This is a genomic window from Nonomuraea sp. B5E05 (genome assembly GCF_039880665.1).
GTDB lineage: Bacteria > Actinomycetota > Actinomycetes > Streptosporangiales > Streptosporangiaceae > Nonomuraea.
This window is the reverse complement of sequence record NZ_JBDPMJ010000017.1, coordinates 106,611-120,697: the sequence shown is the minus strand read 5'-3', so window position 1 is coordinate 120,697 and position 14,087 is coordinate 106,611. Positions and strand designations below refer to the sequence as shown.

The 14,087-nt window shown below is 70.6% G+C and carries 13 protein-coding genes; 8 read left to right on the top strand and 5 right to left on the bottom strand.

Going from position 1 to position 14,087, the window contains the following annotated elements:
• Window positions 1-73 precede the first annotated feature (73 nt).
• Window positions 74-751: a GntR family transcriptional regulator gene (locus tag ABGB01_RS28785; protein WP_347776656.1), complete on the top strand. Its 678-nt coding sequence runs from the start codon at window positions 74-76 to the stop codon at window positions 749-751.
• 62 nt (window positions 752-813) lie between these two features.
• On the opposite strand, the gene ABGB01_RS28780 is transcribed toward ABGB01_RS28785, so the two are convergent.
• Window positions 814-1,578, bottom strand: coding sequence for an FCD domain-containing protein (locus ABGB01_RS28780; protein WP_347776655.1), 765 nt, complete (start codon window positions 1,576-1,578; stop codon window positions 814-816).
• A gap of 177 nt (window positions 1,579-1,755) precedes the next feature.
• Between ABGB01_RS28780 and ABGB01_RS28775 the strand changes: the two genes are divergently transcribed.
• The 5 genes from ABGB01_RS28775 (at window position 1,756) to manD (ending at window position 7,305) form a co-directional block, all read left to right on the top strand.
• Entirely contained in the window at window positions 1,756-3,006 is a 1,251-nt protein-coding gene (locus ABGB01_RS28775; protein WP_347776654.1) for a sugar ABC transporter substrate-binding protein, read from the top strand.
• A 68-nt stretch (window positions 3,007-3,074) separates the two neighbouring features.
• Window positions 3,075-4,016 (top strand): sugar ABC transporter permease, encoded by a 942-nt coding sequence (locus ABGB01_RS28770; RefSeq protein ID WP_347776653.1) that lies wholly within the window; start codon window positions 3,075-3,077, stop codon window positions 4,014-4,016.
• A complete protein-coding gene (locus ABGB01_RS28765) occupies window positions 4,013-4,828 on the top strand; it encodes a carbohydrate ABC transporter permease (RefSeq protein WP_347776652.1) in 816 nt (271 codons plus the stop codon). The genes ABGB01_RS28770 and ABGB01_RS28765 overlap by 4 nt, the downstream gene beginning before the upstream one ends.
• Before the next feature lie 5 nt (window positions 4,829-4,833).
• On the top strand, window positions 4,834-5,982 hold the full coding sequence (gene dgoD / locus ABGB01_RS28760) for a galactonate dehydratase (protein ID WP_347776651.1): 1,149 nt from the start codon (window positions 4,834-4,836) through the stop codon (window positions 5,980-5,982).
• Between the two features lie 93 nt (window positions 5,983-6,075).
• A complete protein-coding gene (manD, locus tag ABGB01_RS28755) occupies window positions 6,076-7,305 on the top strand; it encodes a D-mannonate dehydratase ManD (protein ID WP_347776650.1) in 1,230 nt (409 codons plus the stop codon).
• Between the two features lie 56 nt (window positions 7,306-7,361).
• Here the strand turns inward: manD and ABGB01_RS28750 are convergent, their stop codons facing one another.
• The 4 genes from ABGB01_RS28750 to ABGB01_RS28735 all read right to left on the bottom strand — a co-directional run bounded on the left by ABGB01_RS28750 (window position 7,362) and on the right by ABGB01_RS28735 (window position 12,299).
• Window positions 7,362-8,486 (bottom strand): alpha/beta hydrolase, encoded by a 1,125-nt coding sequence (locus ABGB01_RS28750; RefSeq protein WP_347776649.1) that lies wholly within the window; start codon window positions 8,484-8,486, stop codon window positions 7,362-7,364.
• An 84-nt stretch (window positions 8,487-8,570) separates the two neighbouring features.
• The gene (locus ABGB01_RS28745) at window positions 8,571-9,221 is read right to left on the bottom strand and encodes a response regulator transcription factor (RefSeq protein WP_347776648.1); all 651 of its coding nucleotides are present in this window, start codon (window positions 9,219-9,221) and stop codon (window positions 8,571-8,573) included.
• Window positions 9,218-10,561 (bottom strand): sensor histidine kinase, encoded by a 1,344-nt coding sequence (locus tag ABGB01_RS28740; protein ID WP_347776647.1) that lies wholly within the window; start codon window positions 10,559-10,561, stop codon window positions 9,218-9,220. Before ABGB01_RS28740 ends, ABGB01_RS28745 begins: the two co-directional genes overlap by 4 nt.
• Before the next feature lie 70 nt (window positions 10,562-10,631).
• A complete protein-coding gene (locus ABGB01_RS28735; protein ID WP_347776646.1) occupies window positions 10,632-12,299 on the bottom strand; it encodes an FAD-binding protein in 1,668 nt (555 codons plus the stop codon).
• Between the two features lie 271 nt (window positions 12,300-12,570).
• On the opposite strand from ABGB01_RS28735, the gene ABGB01_RS28730 reads away from it, so the two are divergent.
• The gene (locus ABGB01_RS28730; protein ID WP_347776645.1) at window positions 12,571-12,894 is read left to right on the top strand and encodes an SDR family NAD(P)-dependent oxidoreductase; all 324 of its coding nucleotides are present in this window, start codon (window positions 12,571-12,573) and stop codon (window positions 12,892-12,894) included.
• A 287-nt stretch (window positions 12,895-13,181) separates the two neighbouring features.
• Window positions 13,182-13,985 (top strand): glycerophosphodiester phosphodiesterase family protein, encoded by an 804-nt coding sequence (locus tag ABGB01_RS28725; protein ID WP_347776644.1) that lies wholly within the window; start codon window positions 13,182-13,184, stop codon window positions 13,983-13,985.
• The last annotated feature ends 102 nt before the right edge of the window (window positions 13,986-14,087 follow it).

Genomic DNA, 14,087 nt, shown 5'->3' with positions numbered 1-14,087 from the left:
ATTATCGATAATTGATTATCGACATGAGGGCGTCAAGAGATCGTCTTCATCGATAATCGGTAGGATCGTTCACGTGACCGAAGAGCCCTCCAAGCTGCCGCGTCTCACGCTGGCTCGGCAGATCCGCGACTCACTGGTCGGCAGGATCGTCTCCGGCCAGGTCAGGCCCGGTGAGCGGCTGGTGGAGACGCGGCTCGCGGCCACCTACGGCACCAGCCAGGCACCCGTACGCGAGGCGCTGCGCGAGCTGGAGGCCATGCGGCTGGTGGAGACCCAGCCGCGCCGGGGCACCTTCGTGCGGCCCTTCATCCAGGAGACGCTGCGCGAGAGCTATGTCGTGCGCGCCGCGCTGGAGGAGACGGCCACCCGGCTGGCCCTGCTGGCCGGGACCGTGCCGGTGGAGTCGCTGCGGGCCGACGTGGAGGCGATGCGGGCCGCCGCCGTACGCGGCGACAGCGAGGCGGCGACCCGGGCGAGCGTGTCCTTCCACCGGCACATCGTCGAGGCCGCGCGCAACGAGCTGCTCAAGCTCACCTGGGAAGGCCTGCAGATCGAGGCGCGCACGTCGGTCACGATGGTCGCGACCGAGGTCGACCTGCACGACATCGTCCGCGACCACGCCGAGCTGCTGGCCGCGATCGAGGGCGGCGACCTGGAGACGGCGTGCCGGCGGGCCCGCGACCACCAGTGGCACTACGCCGACCTCCCGCACGACGCCCACGGGCGCATGCGCGACTCAGCGACGGGCTGACCGGGCGACGCACCACCCGGCCCGATAGCACGCTCCCCGGCCCCGGCGACGGGCCGGCCGGGTCACGCACCGCCCGGCTCGGCGGTGCGCTCCCACATCGACCTCATCTCGGCGAATCCCTGCTCCATGATTTCCACCATGGCCTGCCTGGCCCGCTCGCCGTCGCGCCGCTGGATCGCGTGGGCCACGTCGGTGTGCAGCTGCAGCGCCCGCTCGTCCGGGTAGTGGGGCATCAGGTGATAGTGGTGACGACCGGCGAGCACCTCGGCGACGATCAGCTGCAGCTCCTCGAACATCTCGTTGCCCGAGGCGGCCAGCACCCGCCGGTGGAAGTCGATGTCGAGGTCGAGGAAGCGCGCCTCGTCACCGGCCTTGCCGGCGGCCCACAGCTTGGCCGAGACTCCGACTAACTCGCTCGCGTCGTCGTCGTCGATCCGCTCGGCGGCCAGCCAGGCGGCGTGCGGCTCGATCGCGGTGCGCAGCTCGGTGATCGAGCGCAGCTGCGCCATCCGGGCGTCGGAGGCCAGCCGCCAGCGGATCACCCGCGGATCGAAGACCTTCCACGCCCTGGCGGGCTGGATCATGACACCGACCCGGCGCCGGGACTCGATGAGACCCATGGAGGCGAGCACCCGCAGCACCTCGCGGATCACCGAGCGGGAGACCTGGCAGCGGTCGACCAGGTCGTCGATGCTCAGGACGGAGCCGGCGGCCAACTCGCCGCTGCAGATGGCGGTGCCGAGGTGGTCGAGGACACGCGCGTGCAGCCCAGCCTCGGCAGGGGCACGCGGGGTGGGTGCGCCCCCTGGGGCTGAAGACTGATCCACGGAATAAAGCATATCAGTTAGACGTCGACACTTGAATAAATCAGCTTATTTGTCCTAGCATCCCGGCATTAAGCGGATGCTATAGAGAGCGTGGCGCTGTTCCGGGGGGCTGCGGCCATGACAGAAAGGCGAGATGACGTGCGACGACGTCAATCGATACTCGGTACATCTCTGGCCATGGTCGTGGCCATGGGCCTGTCCGCCTGCGGCGGTGGCGGCGACGACGCCGGCGCGTCCAAGACGATCCGGGTCACCCTGGCCAACCACGTGTGGACGGAGAACGTCAAGAAGGCGCTGCCCGAGTTCGAGAAGCAGACCGGGCTCAAGGTCGAGGTCACCCAGCTCGGCGAGGACCAGCTCTCCGACCAGTACAACGTCAAGCTGAACGCCGGCTCGGCCGACATCGACGTGATGATGTACCGCCCGCTGCAGGAGGGCAAGCTCTTCGCCAAGAACAAGTACCTCGCCGACCTGTCCGCCCAGGTGAAGTCCGAGAGCTGGGACTTCGGCGACTTCCAGGCCGGCCCGGTCGAGGCCACCACGTACGAGGGCAAGCCGGTCGGGATCCCGATCATCACCGAGCAGGAGGTCCTCTACTACCGCAAGGACCTGCTCGACAAGGCCGGCCTGAGCGCCCCGCCCAAGACCCTCGACGAGCTGAAGGCCGCGGCCGCCAAGATCAAGGCGGCCGAGCCCGACGTCGCCGGCTTCGTCTCCCGCACCGGCAAGTCGACGGCGGTCACCCAGTTCTCCAGCTTCCTCTACAGCTTCGGCGGCGACTTCGTCGACGGCGGCGGCAAGGCCGCGGTCAACAGCGCGGCGGCCAAGCAGGCGTACGCCTACTACGGCGAGCTGATCAAGGACTCCGGCCCGGCGAACGTCAGCACCGACATGGGCTGGCCCGAGGCGATGGCCATCTTCACCCAGGGCAAGGCCGCCTTCTACACCGAGGCGAACTCGCTCTACAAGAACGCCACCGACCCGGCCAAGTCCAAGGTCTCGGACAACGTGGGCTTCGCCCCGTTCCCGGCCGGTCCCGCCGGTTCCAAGCCGTACAACATCCCGTCGTGGGCGCTGGGCATCAACGACAGCTCCGAGAACACGGACAACGCCTGGAAGTTCATCGAGTGGGCCACCGGCAAGGAGCAGACGCTCGCCCAGCAGAAGTCCGGCGTGCCGGGCGCCCGCACCTCCGTCTGGGCCGACCCCGAAGGCACCTCGACCTTCCCGGAGGACCTCGCGGAGGCCATCGCGGCCAGCACCAAGGACGGGGTGGGCCATGACCGGCCGCTGGTCGTCCAGGTCGCCGAGGCCCGCGAGATCGTCGGCCAGCCGATCGTGGACGCGATCACCGGCAAGGACGCCGCCGCGTCCGCCGACACGGCCAACGCCGCGTTCCAGAAGTTCCTGGACGACGAGGCCAAGTAAGCGGCACACGCGGGTGGCGGGAAGGAGCGCCCGCCACCCGCCTACCCCGCCCCTCCCCTGGAGACCTCATGGCAACGATCACGACCAAGGCGCCGCGCGGCACCCCCACCGCCCCGGGCACGCCCGGCTGGGTGCTCTGGGTCAACGACCACCGCAAATGGCTCTTCGCCGCGCCCGCGATGACCTTCGTCGCCGCGCTGCTCGTCTTCCCCCTGGCCTGGACCGGCTACCTCAGCCTGACCGACGCCGAGGGGTCCGTTCGCGCGGAGAGCGAGTTCGTGGGCCTGCAGAACTACCTCGACGTGCTCTCCGACACCGCACGGTTCTGGCCCGCCGTCGGCAGGACCGCCGCGTTCACCGGCGTCGCGCTGCTGTTCGAGGTGATCCTCGGAATGGCGATCGCCCTGCTGCTCTGGCGGCCGTTCAAGGCCCAGAAGTGGGTACGCGTCGCCATCCTGCTGCCGCTCGTGGCCACCCCCGTCGCGGTCGGCATGATGTGGCGGCTCATCTTCGACCCGAACATCGGCCTGGCCAACCAGCTGCTCGGCTGGTTCGGCATCGGGCCGCAGCCGTGGCTCGCCGGCCAGTACACGGCACTGCCCACCACGATCTTCATCGACGTGTGGCAGTGGACGCCGATGGTGGCGCTGATCCTGCTGGCGGGACTGACATCGCTGTCGGACGAGCCGCAGGAGGCGGCGCGCATCGACGGCGCCAGCACCTGGCAACGTTTCCGGCACGTCACCCTGCCGCTGCTGGCGCCCACGCTGACCGTGGCGATCCTGCTGCGCGGCATCGACGCGCTGAAGACCTTCGACATCCTCTACGCCACCAAGGGGCGGGGCGGCGGTTCGTTCCACGAGGTGGAGACCCTCAACGTGTACGCCTACGGCCTCAGCTTCGACTACAACGAGTACGGCGTCTCCTCCACCGTCCTCATCCTCTTCTTCCTGATCATCATCGGGGCCATGTGGGCCCTGACCGCCCGGCGCAAGGAGGCCGACCGATGAGGCCACGGCCCGCGTACCGGGTGTTCCGGGTGGTGGCGCTCACCGTCGTGGTGCTCGCGCTGATCGCGCCCCTGGTCTGGATGATCGCCGCGTCGTTCAAGACCAACGTCGACATCTACGATCCGGGCAAGGCGCTGGCCTTCTCCCCCACCCTGGCCAACTACGCCAAGGTGCTCCAGCAGGCGAACTACGTCGAGTTCATCCTCAACAGCCTCTGGGTGGCGTTCGCCGCCACCGTGGCCTCGCTGGTCCTCGGGTTGCCGGCGGCGTACTCGATGAGCCGGTTCAACATGAAGAAGTCCGCGCTGGTGGTGCTGATGGCCCGGGTCATCCCCGGCGTCTCGCTCCTGGTGCCGTGGTTCTACGTCTTCTCCAACCTGAAGATGGTCGGCGGCTTCGGAGTGCTGATCATCAGCCACATGTTCGTCTCGCTGCCGCTGGTGGTCTACATCATGATGGGCTATTTCGACAGCCTGCCGGCGGAGCTGGAGGAGGCGGCGCTGGTCGACGGGCTGACCCACATCGGCGCGTTCCGGCGCATCACGCTGCCGCTGTCCATGCCGGGGATCGCCACCGCCGGGATCCTGTCCTTCATCTTCTCCTGGAACAACTTCATGTTCGCGCTCGTGCTCTCCGACGCCGACACCAAGACCCTGCCCGTGGCGATCTTCGACTTCGTCGGCTACGCCAGCATCGACTGGGGCGGCCTGATGGCGGCCACCACCGTGGTGACGCTGCCGATCATGGTGATCGCGCTGTTCGTGCAGAAGTACGTGGTCTCCGGCCTCACGGCCGGCGCGACGAAGGGCTGACCGGCATGACGACCATCGCACGTATCGAGACCTTCCTGGTCGCCCCCCGCTGGCTCTTCGTCCGGGTGGAGACCGGCTCCGGGATCGTCGGCTGGGGCGAGGCCACCTGCGAAGGGCGGTCCGAGACCGTCCGCGCGGCCGTGCACCAGCTCGCCGAGCTGCTGGTCGGCCGGGACGCGCTGCGCATCGAGGACCACTGGCAGGTGATGACCAAGGGCTCGTTCTACCGGGGCGGCCCCATCCTGGCCAGCGCCGTGGCGGGCCTCGACCAGGCGCTCTGGGACATCGCGGGCAAACACTTCGGCGCCCCCGTGCACCAGCTGCTCGGCGGCCCCGTCAGGGACCGCATCCGGGTGTACGGCTGGGTCGGCGGCGACGAGCCCGGCGAGGTGCGCGACCACATCTCCGCCCAGGTGGAGGCCGGGCTCACCGCGGTGAAGATGAACGCCTCCGGCAGGATGAGCCCGGTCGCGTCGGTCGCCGAGCTGGACGGCGTGGTCGCCCGGGTGGCCGCCGCCCGCGAGGTGCTCGGCGACCACCGCGACGTCGCCGTGGACCTGCACGGGCGGTTCACCCTGGCCAACGCCCGCCGGCTGGCGCCGCTGCTGGAGCCGTACCGGCCGCTGTTCATCGAGGAGCCGGTCGTCCCGGAGAACTCCCACCTCATCGGCGAGTTCGTGCGCTCGACCACCGTCCCGGTGTCGACCGGGGAACGGCTCTACAGCCGGCAGGAGTTCCTGCCCGTCCTCCAGGCCGGCATCGCGGTCGCCCAGCCGGACCTCTCGCACGCCGGGGGCATCACCGAGGTACGCAAGATCGCCGCGCTCGCCGACGTGTACGACGTGCAACTCGCGCCGCACTGCCCGCTCGGCCCGATCGCGCTCGCGGCCTGCCTGCAGGTCGGCTTCGCCACGCCGAACTACCTGATCCAGGAGCAGAGCCTCGGCATCCACTACAACCGCGGCGCCGACGTGCTCGACTACTGCGCCGACAAGACCCCGTTGACCTTCGTGGACGGGCACGTCGAACGGCTCACCGCGCCCGGCCTGGGCATCGAGATCGACGATGCGCAGGTCCGTGCCGCCGACAAGAAGGGGCACGCCTGGCGCAGCCCTGTGTGGCGGCACCGGGACGGCTCCTACGCGGAATGGTGACATGTCCCAGCATCACCAGCGGGGCCGCCGCGCGTACACGGCCCGCGGCCCGGCCCCGTCCCCTGCTCGCACCACCCGTGAGAAAGGCACCACGTGAAGATCACCGCCGCGGACGTCATCGTCACCAGCCCCGACCGCAACTTCGTCACCCTCAAGATCACGACGGATGACGGGATCACCGGGCTGGGCGACGGCACCCTCAACGGCCGCGAGCTGTCGGTCGCGTCGTACCTGGCCGACCACGTCGTCCCCCTGCTGATCGGGCGCGACCCGCACCGCATCGAGGACACCTGGCAGTTCCTCTACCGCTCGGCGTACTGGCGGCGCGGGCCCGTCACCATGGCCGCCATCGCGGCCGTCGACGTGGCGCTCTGGGACATCAAGGCCAAGGCCGCCGGGATGCCCCTCTACCAGCTGCTCGGCGGCGCCTCCAGGAACGGGATCATGGCGTACGGGCACGCCTCCGGCCGGGACCTGCCCGAGCTGTTCGACTCGATCCGCCGGCACCTGGAGCTGGGATACCGCTCGATCCGGGTGCAGACCTCCGTTCCGGGCATCAACGCCGTGTACGGCGTGGCCGCCCAGCCGAGCGTCGACGGCAAGCGCTACGACTACGAGCCGGCCCAGCGCACCGCGCTCCCCGCGGAGGAGGACTGGGACACCCGCGCCTACCTGCGCCACCTGCCCGGCGTGTTCGAGGCGGTGCGGAACGAGTTCGGGCCCGAGCTGCCGCTGCTGCACGACGGGCACCACCGGATGACCCCCATCCAGGCCGCCAAGCTCGGCAAGGCGCTCGAACCGTACGACCTGTTCTGGCTGGAGGACTGCACGCCGGCGGAGAACCAGGACGCGCTGCGCCTGGTCCGGCAGCACACCACCACCCCGCTCGCCATCGGCGAGGTCTTCAACACCGTGTGGGACTACCAGACGCTGATCCGCGAGCAGCTCATCGACTACGTGCGCTCCGCCGTCACCCACACCGGCGGGATCACGGCCATGCGGAAACTGCTCGACTACGCCGCTCAATACCAGATCAAGTCCGGCATCCACGGCCCGACCGACATCTCGCCGGTCGGCATGGCCGCCGCCCTGCACCTGGATCTCGCGATCCACAACTTCGGCATCCAGGAGTACATGCAGCACGGCGCCGCCACCAACGAGGTGTTCCGGCAGTCGTTCACCTTCGCCGACGGCTACCTGCACCCGGGCGAGTCGCCGGGGATCGGCGTGGAGCTCGACGAGGAGGCCGCGGCGCGCTTCCCGTACCAGGCCGCGTACCTGCCGTTCAACCGGCTCAAGGACGGCACCGTGCACGACTGGTGAGCACCGGTCCGCCCGGCTCATCGTGGTGCCGGGCGGACGCGTGCCCTGCCCGAGTGCTACCAGAACTTCACTTCGGGAAACTTCCCTGACGGCTTGTCCAGGATGGGCCGGCGCTCGCCCTTGAGGTGCGCGTCGAGGAACGCGGTGACGTACGAACGCGTGATCTTCAAGGCTCGCTTGCCGTCGATCGGCGTCTTGGGCAGCCCGAGCTGCGGCAGCAGCACCGCGTAGTCCATGAAGCTCATGTGTTCGGCGCCGGTCACCGTCAGCCAGCGCTTCTCACCGCCCTTCACGTGCGGCCAGAACTGGTCCCACGAGCCGTCCTTGCCGCCCGACTCCGGCTGGTGCCGGGGATTGCCGATCATCATGAAGGGCTTGGCCACCGGTTTGGCCGGCGTCTTGGGGTTGTAGGTGCCGTCGAGGTTGACCGCGGCCTTGATCCGCCCGGACACCGGCAGCAGGTGCGCCGCGCTCTGGCCGCCGACCGAGTGGCCCACCATGGCGATCCTCCTCTCGTCGATCAGCCGGTTCCAGCGCTTGTCCGCTTTCAACCGCTTGAGAACGAACTCGGTGTCCGCGGCCCGCACCCGGGCCACCTTCTCACCCGTCTCAGGAGTCTGACCGGCCTTGCCCGCCTCGAAGGTGACGGTCCTGCCGTCAGGGAAGGTGGTGGCCAGCGACTCGTAGGTGTGCTCGATCCCCGCCACCATGTAGCCGCGGCTGGCGAACTCCTCGGCCAGCGAGGTCATGCTCGCGCGGGGCATGGTCATGCCGGGTGACAGGACCACCAGGGGCCAGCCGCCTCTCCGCTGCAGCGCCGGAGCTCCGGCGCGGGCGTGCGTCGCGGTTTTGGCGAGCGTGTCCGCCGGCACGTCATCGAGCCGCGGCTCGCTCCTGATGATCAGCTCCGATTCCTGCGGCGTGAGGTACGGGGCGCGCTTCCCCACCGCCTTACGCGCCGGGTACCAGATCGAGACCATCAGCTCGCGCGCGTCCCGGTCGGTGACCCAGGGGTCGGGGCGGCTGGAATCGATCAGGTGCAGGTCGGTCTTGCCGACCGGGCGGTCGCCGGTCGGCGCCGGCAGGGCGGTGACGGGCGCGGCGGCCTGGGCCGGGATCGCGCCCAGGGTGGTCAGTGATGCGGAAAGCGCGAGCACGCTCGCGGCCACGGTCTTCTTCATACGCTCAACCGTGCCGTGCGACGGCGGCGAACCGTCCCCGGCGAAAGTCACACGGCCACTGCGACTTTCGTAGGGGGACGCCCGTCAGGATCGCCCGGGCGGCCGCGGGACCAGCAGCCCTCGGTTGAACGCCTCCGTGACGGCGGCGGCACGGTCGTTCACCCCGAGCTTGGCGTAGATGTTGAGCAGGTGCGACTTGACCGTGGCCTCGGTGAGGAAGAGCCGGGCCGCCGCCTCCCTGTTCGTGGCCCCGGACGCCACCAGCTGGAGCACTTCGACCTCGCGTGGGCTGAGCGGCCCGGGGACGGGCGCGCGTACGCGGTTCATCAGCAGGGCCGCCACCGACGGCGCGAGCACCGCCTCGCCCCGGGCCGCCGCACGGACCGCGCGCAGCAGCTCGTCGCGGGGGGCGTCCTTGAGGAGGTAGCCGGTGGCGCCCGCCTCGATCGCCGGAAGCACGTGGCTGTCGGTGTCGTACGTGGTCAGCACCAGCACGCGGGCCTCGCTCCCGCGCTCGGCGAGCTGCCTGATCGCGCTCACGCCGTCCATGCCGGGCATCCGCAGGTCCATGAGGATCACGTCGGGGCGCAGCGTCAGAGCCAGCCGGACCGCCTCGGCTCCGTCGGCGGCCTCCCCGAGCACCTCGAACTCCGGGTCGCGGGCGAACATGCTGCTCAGCCCGTCTCTGACCACCGGGTGATCGTCCACGATCAGCAGCCCGATCGGGTGGCTCACGCGCATGCCTGCGCCCGCTCCGAGGGAACGCGGGCCGAGATGCCCGTGCCGGTGCCCGGCTCCGACTCGACCTGCAGAGTGCCGGACACGCTCTCGATCCGCTGCCGCATCGCGATCAGCCCGAACCCGCCGCGATCGGCCCGCAGGCTTTCACCGGCGGTGTCGAGCCTGGCCGGGTCGAAGCCGCCGCCGTCGTCGCGGACGTCGAGGGCCGCCTCGTGCTCCAGGTACGACAGCGTCACCCCCACCCTGGTCGCCCGCGCGTGCTTGGCCACGTTGGCCAGGGCCTCCTGCGCGATCCTGAGCAGCGCGGCCTCGGCCTCCGGCCGGATCGGCCGCGCCGTACCGGTCGTCGTCACCTGGACGGGGATCTCGTACAACGCCGACCAGCGCTCGGCGACGCCCGCCAGCGCCTCGCTCAGCCGCGCCGAGCGCAGCGGCTCCGGACGCAGCGCGTGCACCGACCGCCGCGCCTCCGACAGGCTCTCCCTGGCCAGCCCGGTCGCGGCGGCGACGTGCCGGCGCCATCCCGGAGGGTCGTCGCCGGCGTGCTCGGCCGCGCGCAACTGGCTGATGATGCCGGTGAAACCCTGCGCCAGCGTGTCGTGGATCTCCCGCGCCATCCGCTGCCGCTCGTCCTGCACGCCGGCGTCGCGTGCCCGCGCCAGCAGTTGCTCGTGCAGGGCCGCGTTCTCCGCCAGCGACGCGGCCAGTTTGCGGTTCGCCTCGCGCGCCTCGTGGAGCGCACGGTCCCGCTCCTCGTTCCGCCGGTCGTCGCGCCGGGCGAACCAGGCGAAGGCGCACATGGGGATGACGTTCGCGGCGACGATGGCGCCGTAGGCGACCAGGCCGACGGCCGTGCTCTTGTCGACGCCGTACGCCTGCGCCGTGCCCGCCACCGTCCCCACCGCGGCGACGCCGACCGGCTGCCACGGCCAGGGCAGGCGGCGGAAGGCGTGCACGTAGAGGGCGGGGGTGAAGAAGCCGAACCACGGCGACCTGACGACCAGAGCCGCCCAGAGCAGGACCAGCACGGCGAAGAAGACCGCCATGACCGGCGCACGCTCGCGCCAGGCGGGACGGAGCGCGTCGGCCCTCAGCATCCACGCCGCCAGCAGCACGCACAGGACCAGGTCGATGAGCAGGGGCGCGCCTGCCGCGCGGCTGTCGGCCACGCTGACCGCGGCCACGAACGCCAGCAACGCGTACGGCCCGACGGCCGCCAGCACAGGCCGCCATGCCGGACGCCATGCCGGCCACCGCGTCTGCCACCCCGTCTGCCACCGCGTCTGCCACCGCGTCTGCCGCTGCGCCGGCCGACGTGTCGCTGGATCGTTCATCCGCGCCCTCCTCCCACGCGCCGGCTCCCAGCGGCCAATCTAACCTCCACGCCGGCACGTCCGGCGCCGGTCAGCCGGCCCGGGGAGGCTCGATGGCGAGGGCGTGCGTGAAGACGTTGCGCGGGTCCCACCGGGCCTTCACCCGCTGCAGGCGCGGGTAGTTGTCCTTGTAGTAGAGCGTGTGCGCGGACACACCCGACGTGTTCCACCTCGGGTCCGCCAGGTCGGCGTCGGCGTAGTTGATGTAGGAGCCGTCGTTGACCTCGCCGGGCACGGGCACGCCGCCGGTGCCGGCGTACACGTCGCGGTAGAAGCCGCGCACCCAGGCGAGGTTGGCCGCGTCGTCCTTCTTCTCGCCCCAGATCGTCTGGTAGACCGCCTTCATGATCACGTCGCGCTGGGCGATCGCCGTGGCCCCTGGCGCGACCGCGCCGACCTGGCCGCCGTAGCCGATGAGCAGCATGCCGGACTCCGGCCCGCCGGCGGAGTTCGTCAGGTTGCGGTAGACGGCGGCGAGCTGGGTCTCGGTGAACGAGCGTCGCAGGTAGCCGGCCTTGATCTTGTACCGGCGGGTGAGCACGTCGCCGGCCTCGCCGGTGCCCGGCCAGGTCATCGGGTGCAACCACGGCACCGTCCGCCGGATGTCGAGCACCGGTGTCAGGTCGACGCCCGCGGTCACCGCCGACACGAACTCGCTCACCATGTCGTCGGCCTTGGGGAGGTCCGCGTCGATCTGGGCGACCAGCATGGCGGTGCCGCCGGCGCGGTGCGAGAGATGGAGGATTCCGTACAACCCGGCGTGCGGGGAGCCGGGCGCGCTGTTGCGCTCATGCCAGGTCCCGAAGTTGCGCAGCAGCCCGGTGAGCGCCCGTTCGGTCATGTGCTCCCACGACCAGAAGATCGCCTGCTGCACCATGCGCTGCGGCGATGGCGGCAGCAGCTTGGCCGGGTCGGTGCCGGTGGCTCCGGACGAGCGCAACCAGTAGCGGGTGACGACGCCGAAGTTGCCGCCGCCACCGCCGGTGTGCGCCCACCACAGGTCGCGGTTCGGGTCGTCCGGCTCGCGGGTGGCGACCACGGCGCGGGCGGTGCCGTCGCGGCCGACCACGACGACCTCCACGCCGTACAGGTGATCCACCACCGAGCCGTACCGCCGGGACAGGGCTCCGTAGCCGCCGCCCGAGAAGTGCCCGCCGGCGCCCACCCCCGGGCAGCTGCCCGCGGGGATCGTCACGCCCCAGCCCTTGAACAGCGTCCGGTACACCTGCCCGAGCGTCGCTCCGGGCTGCACGGCGAAGGCCCGCCGACCGGCGTCATAAGCGACCTCGTCCATCGGCGAGAGGTCCAGCAGCACGCGTACCGCCGGATCGGCGGTGAGGTTCTCGAAGCAGTGTCCGCCGCTGCGCACCGCCACCCGCCTGCCGGACCGCACCGCGTCCGACACGGCGCGCACCACCTGATCGGTCGACCCGACCACGCGGATCTCGTCCGGCCGGCCCGCGAACCGGAAGTTGTTACCCCGCAACAGGGTGTCGTAACGGGCATCACCAGGACGTATCGTCACCGGCCCGAACGCCGCCGCGCCCGATTCCGCCGACGCGACATCGGCACCCCACGTGCCGGCCGCCCCGGCGACCGCCCCCGTAACCGCTCCGGCACCCGCACCGGCGAGCAGCCCACGACGACTCATCGCCCGGCGGCCAGGCGGGTTCGTGCTCCCACCGCTCACTTCCGACATGTGTCTCGCTCCTTCCGACTTGAGGTCGTCAGCCTCCCAATCCGGCAGCGAGGCGCACATCCACCCATGCCATGAATCGACGGCTGAACCCTCCACCCCGCCGAACGGCTGACCCGACCCACCGAACGGCTGAACAGTGGCGAGCGGCTCCGGCCGCCCGCGAGCTCCCGGGCGAGATCCGCGTAGGGGGCGAGCGCATCGCAGACCCGCCGGGCGGTGTTGAGCGCGCTTCTCCGCGAGGCGATGATCAGTTACGGAAAGGAGGGCCGTCATGGGACATGTGCTGGTGACCGGGGCCACCGGGGGGATCGGCAGGGCGGTGGTCGGCGCGCTGGCGGAGGCGGGGCATCGGGTGACCGCCGTGGGGCGCGACGTCGGACGGCTGGACGTCCCGGGGGTGGAAGCGGATCTGTCTGCCGTCGCCGCGCCGGGCAGGGCCGGTCCCTTGAGTTCACGGGCCGCGAGGCGGCGCCAAGCGGCAGCGAAACACCCGACCGGGACGATGCGCGGCCGGATGCTTCTGAGGTCGATGGTCAGCTCACCGCCGACGCCGACGGCGCCGGCGCGCACTCGCGCCGGAGCTGTCCGGATATAGATCCGGGTTGGGCGCCGGCTGACGTGCGATGCCGAAGTAGTGGAGAAGAGACATGGCGTCCTCCGTCGTGCTCGTGCCGTTCACGGGACGGTGATGTGCCCGCTCCCCAGCGACAACACCGCACGCGTCCCGGGTCTGCCCATTCGGACAGCTTCTGACGTGGTTTTTACCCTGAGCTGGGCACGGAACACCGCCACGCCTCTCACCCTTGATCGGCTGAGGCTCCGCGCATACTCTGCCCGTGCGGATCATCCCCTGCCCGGCCCCCACGGACGGAGTCGCACGTCATGCTGATCAGATCGAAGGCTGCGTTCGTGACCTCGCTGGCGGCGATCGCCGTGGCGGTCACGCCGCCCGTGGCGCACGCCCAGGCGACGACGGCCCGCGCGGCCTCCTGCCCGCTCGTCTTCGGGCACGGCGGCTATCCTTCAGGGCCGAACCCCTGGGAACGCGACCAGATCCGCCAGCCCAACAACGTCCGCGGCGTGAACGACCAGAAAGCCAGGGGCGCCGACGGGGTGGAAGGCGACCTCCAGCTCACCCGGCACGGCACCAAGGCCGTCATGTGGCACAACACCTCCACCAACGGGCTGACGGGCACCAGGAAGACCATCACCGACCTCTGGTGGGCGGCCGGAAGCGACAACCTGCGCGACCGCCGCGTCGCACGCGGCCCGTACACGGGAGAGCGGGTCTACACGCTGCGGCAGTGGCTCGACCACGTGCGCTCGACCGGACTGATCGCCCTGCTGGAGGTCAAGCCAGAGGCCAGAGCCGTCCTGTCCGACCCCGCCTACGCCGCGACCGCCTGGAAGGAGATCTCCGACCCGATCAAGGAACGCCAGGCCTCTCAACGCATCCTGATCTACTCCCAGGACTCCTGGATCCAGGCCGAACTCGCCAGGCGCCACCCCGGCCTCCTCAAGGGCTCCGAGGCCCGCTGGACCGACAGCGTGAGCTGGACGGAGCCGCCACCCTCCTGGAACGGCAACGTGAGCCGCTGGCAGGAGGTGCTGGCCCAGGCGCCGAAGAGTGTGATGACGAACTTCACCAGGGAATATCGCGCCTGGCTCACCGGCGCCTGCGGGTAGGCCGGCCGCCCTCGCGTCCGGTGGCCGCGCCCGGGTCTCTCAGTCGTAGAGACGCCAGGGCATTCCGTTTGTGGCACGCACCAGCTCGAGCATCCCCTGCGC

Excerpts from the sequence above, each read along its gene's own strand:
- ABGB01_RS28775 (WP_347776654.1), top strand. The coding sequence starts at position 1,756 with ATGGTCGTGGCCATGGGCCTGTCCGCCTGCGGCGGTGGCGGCGACGAC.
- ABGB01_RS28770 (WP_347776653.1), top strand. The coding sequence starts at position 3,075 with ATGGCAACGATCACGACCAAGGCGCCGCGCGGCACCCCCACCGCCCCG.
- ABGB01_RS28765 (WP_347776652.1), top strand. The coding sequence starts at position 4,013 with ATGAGGCCACGGCCCGCGTACCGGGTGTTCCGGGTGGTGGCGCTCACC.
- dgoD (WP_347776651.1), top strand. The coding sequence starts at position 4,834 with ATGACGACCATCGCACGTATCGAGACCTTCCTGGTCGCCCCCCGCTGG.
- ABGB01_RS28750 (WP_347776649.1), bottom strand. The coding sequence starts at position 8,486 with ATGAAGAAGACCGTGGCCGCGAGCGTGCTCGCGCTTTCCGCATCACTG.
- ABGB01_RS28740 (WP_347776647.1), bottom strand. The coding sequence starts at position 10,561 with ATGAACGATCCAGCGACACGTCGGCCGGCGCAGCGGCAGACGCGGTGG.
- ABGB01_RS28735 (WP_347776646.1), bottom strand. The coding sequence starts at position 12,299 with ATGTCGGAAGTGAGCGGTGGGAGCACGAACCCGCCTGGCCGCCGGGCG.
- ABGB01_RS28730 (WP_347776645.1), top strand. The coding sequence starts at position 12,571 with ATGGGACATGTGCTGGTGACCGGGGCCACCGGGGGGATCGGCAGGGCG.
- ABGB01_RS28725 (WP_347776644.1), top strand. The coding sequence starts at position 13,182 with ATGCTGATCAGATCGAAGGCTGCGTTCGTGACCTCGCTGGCGGCGATC.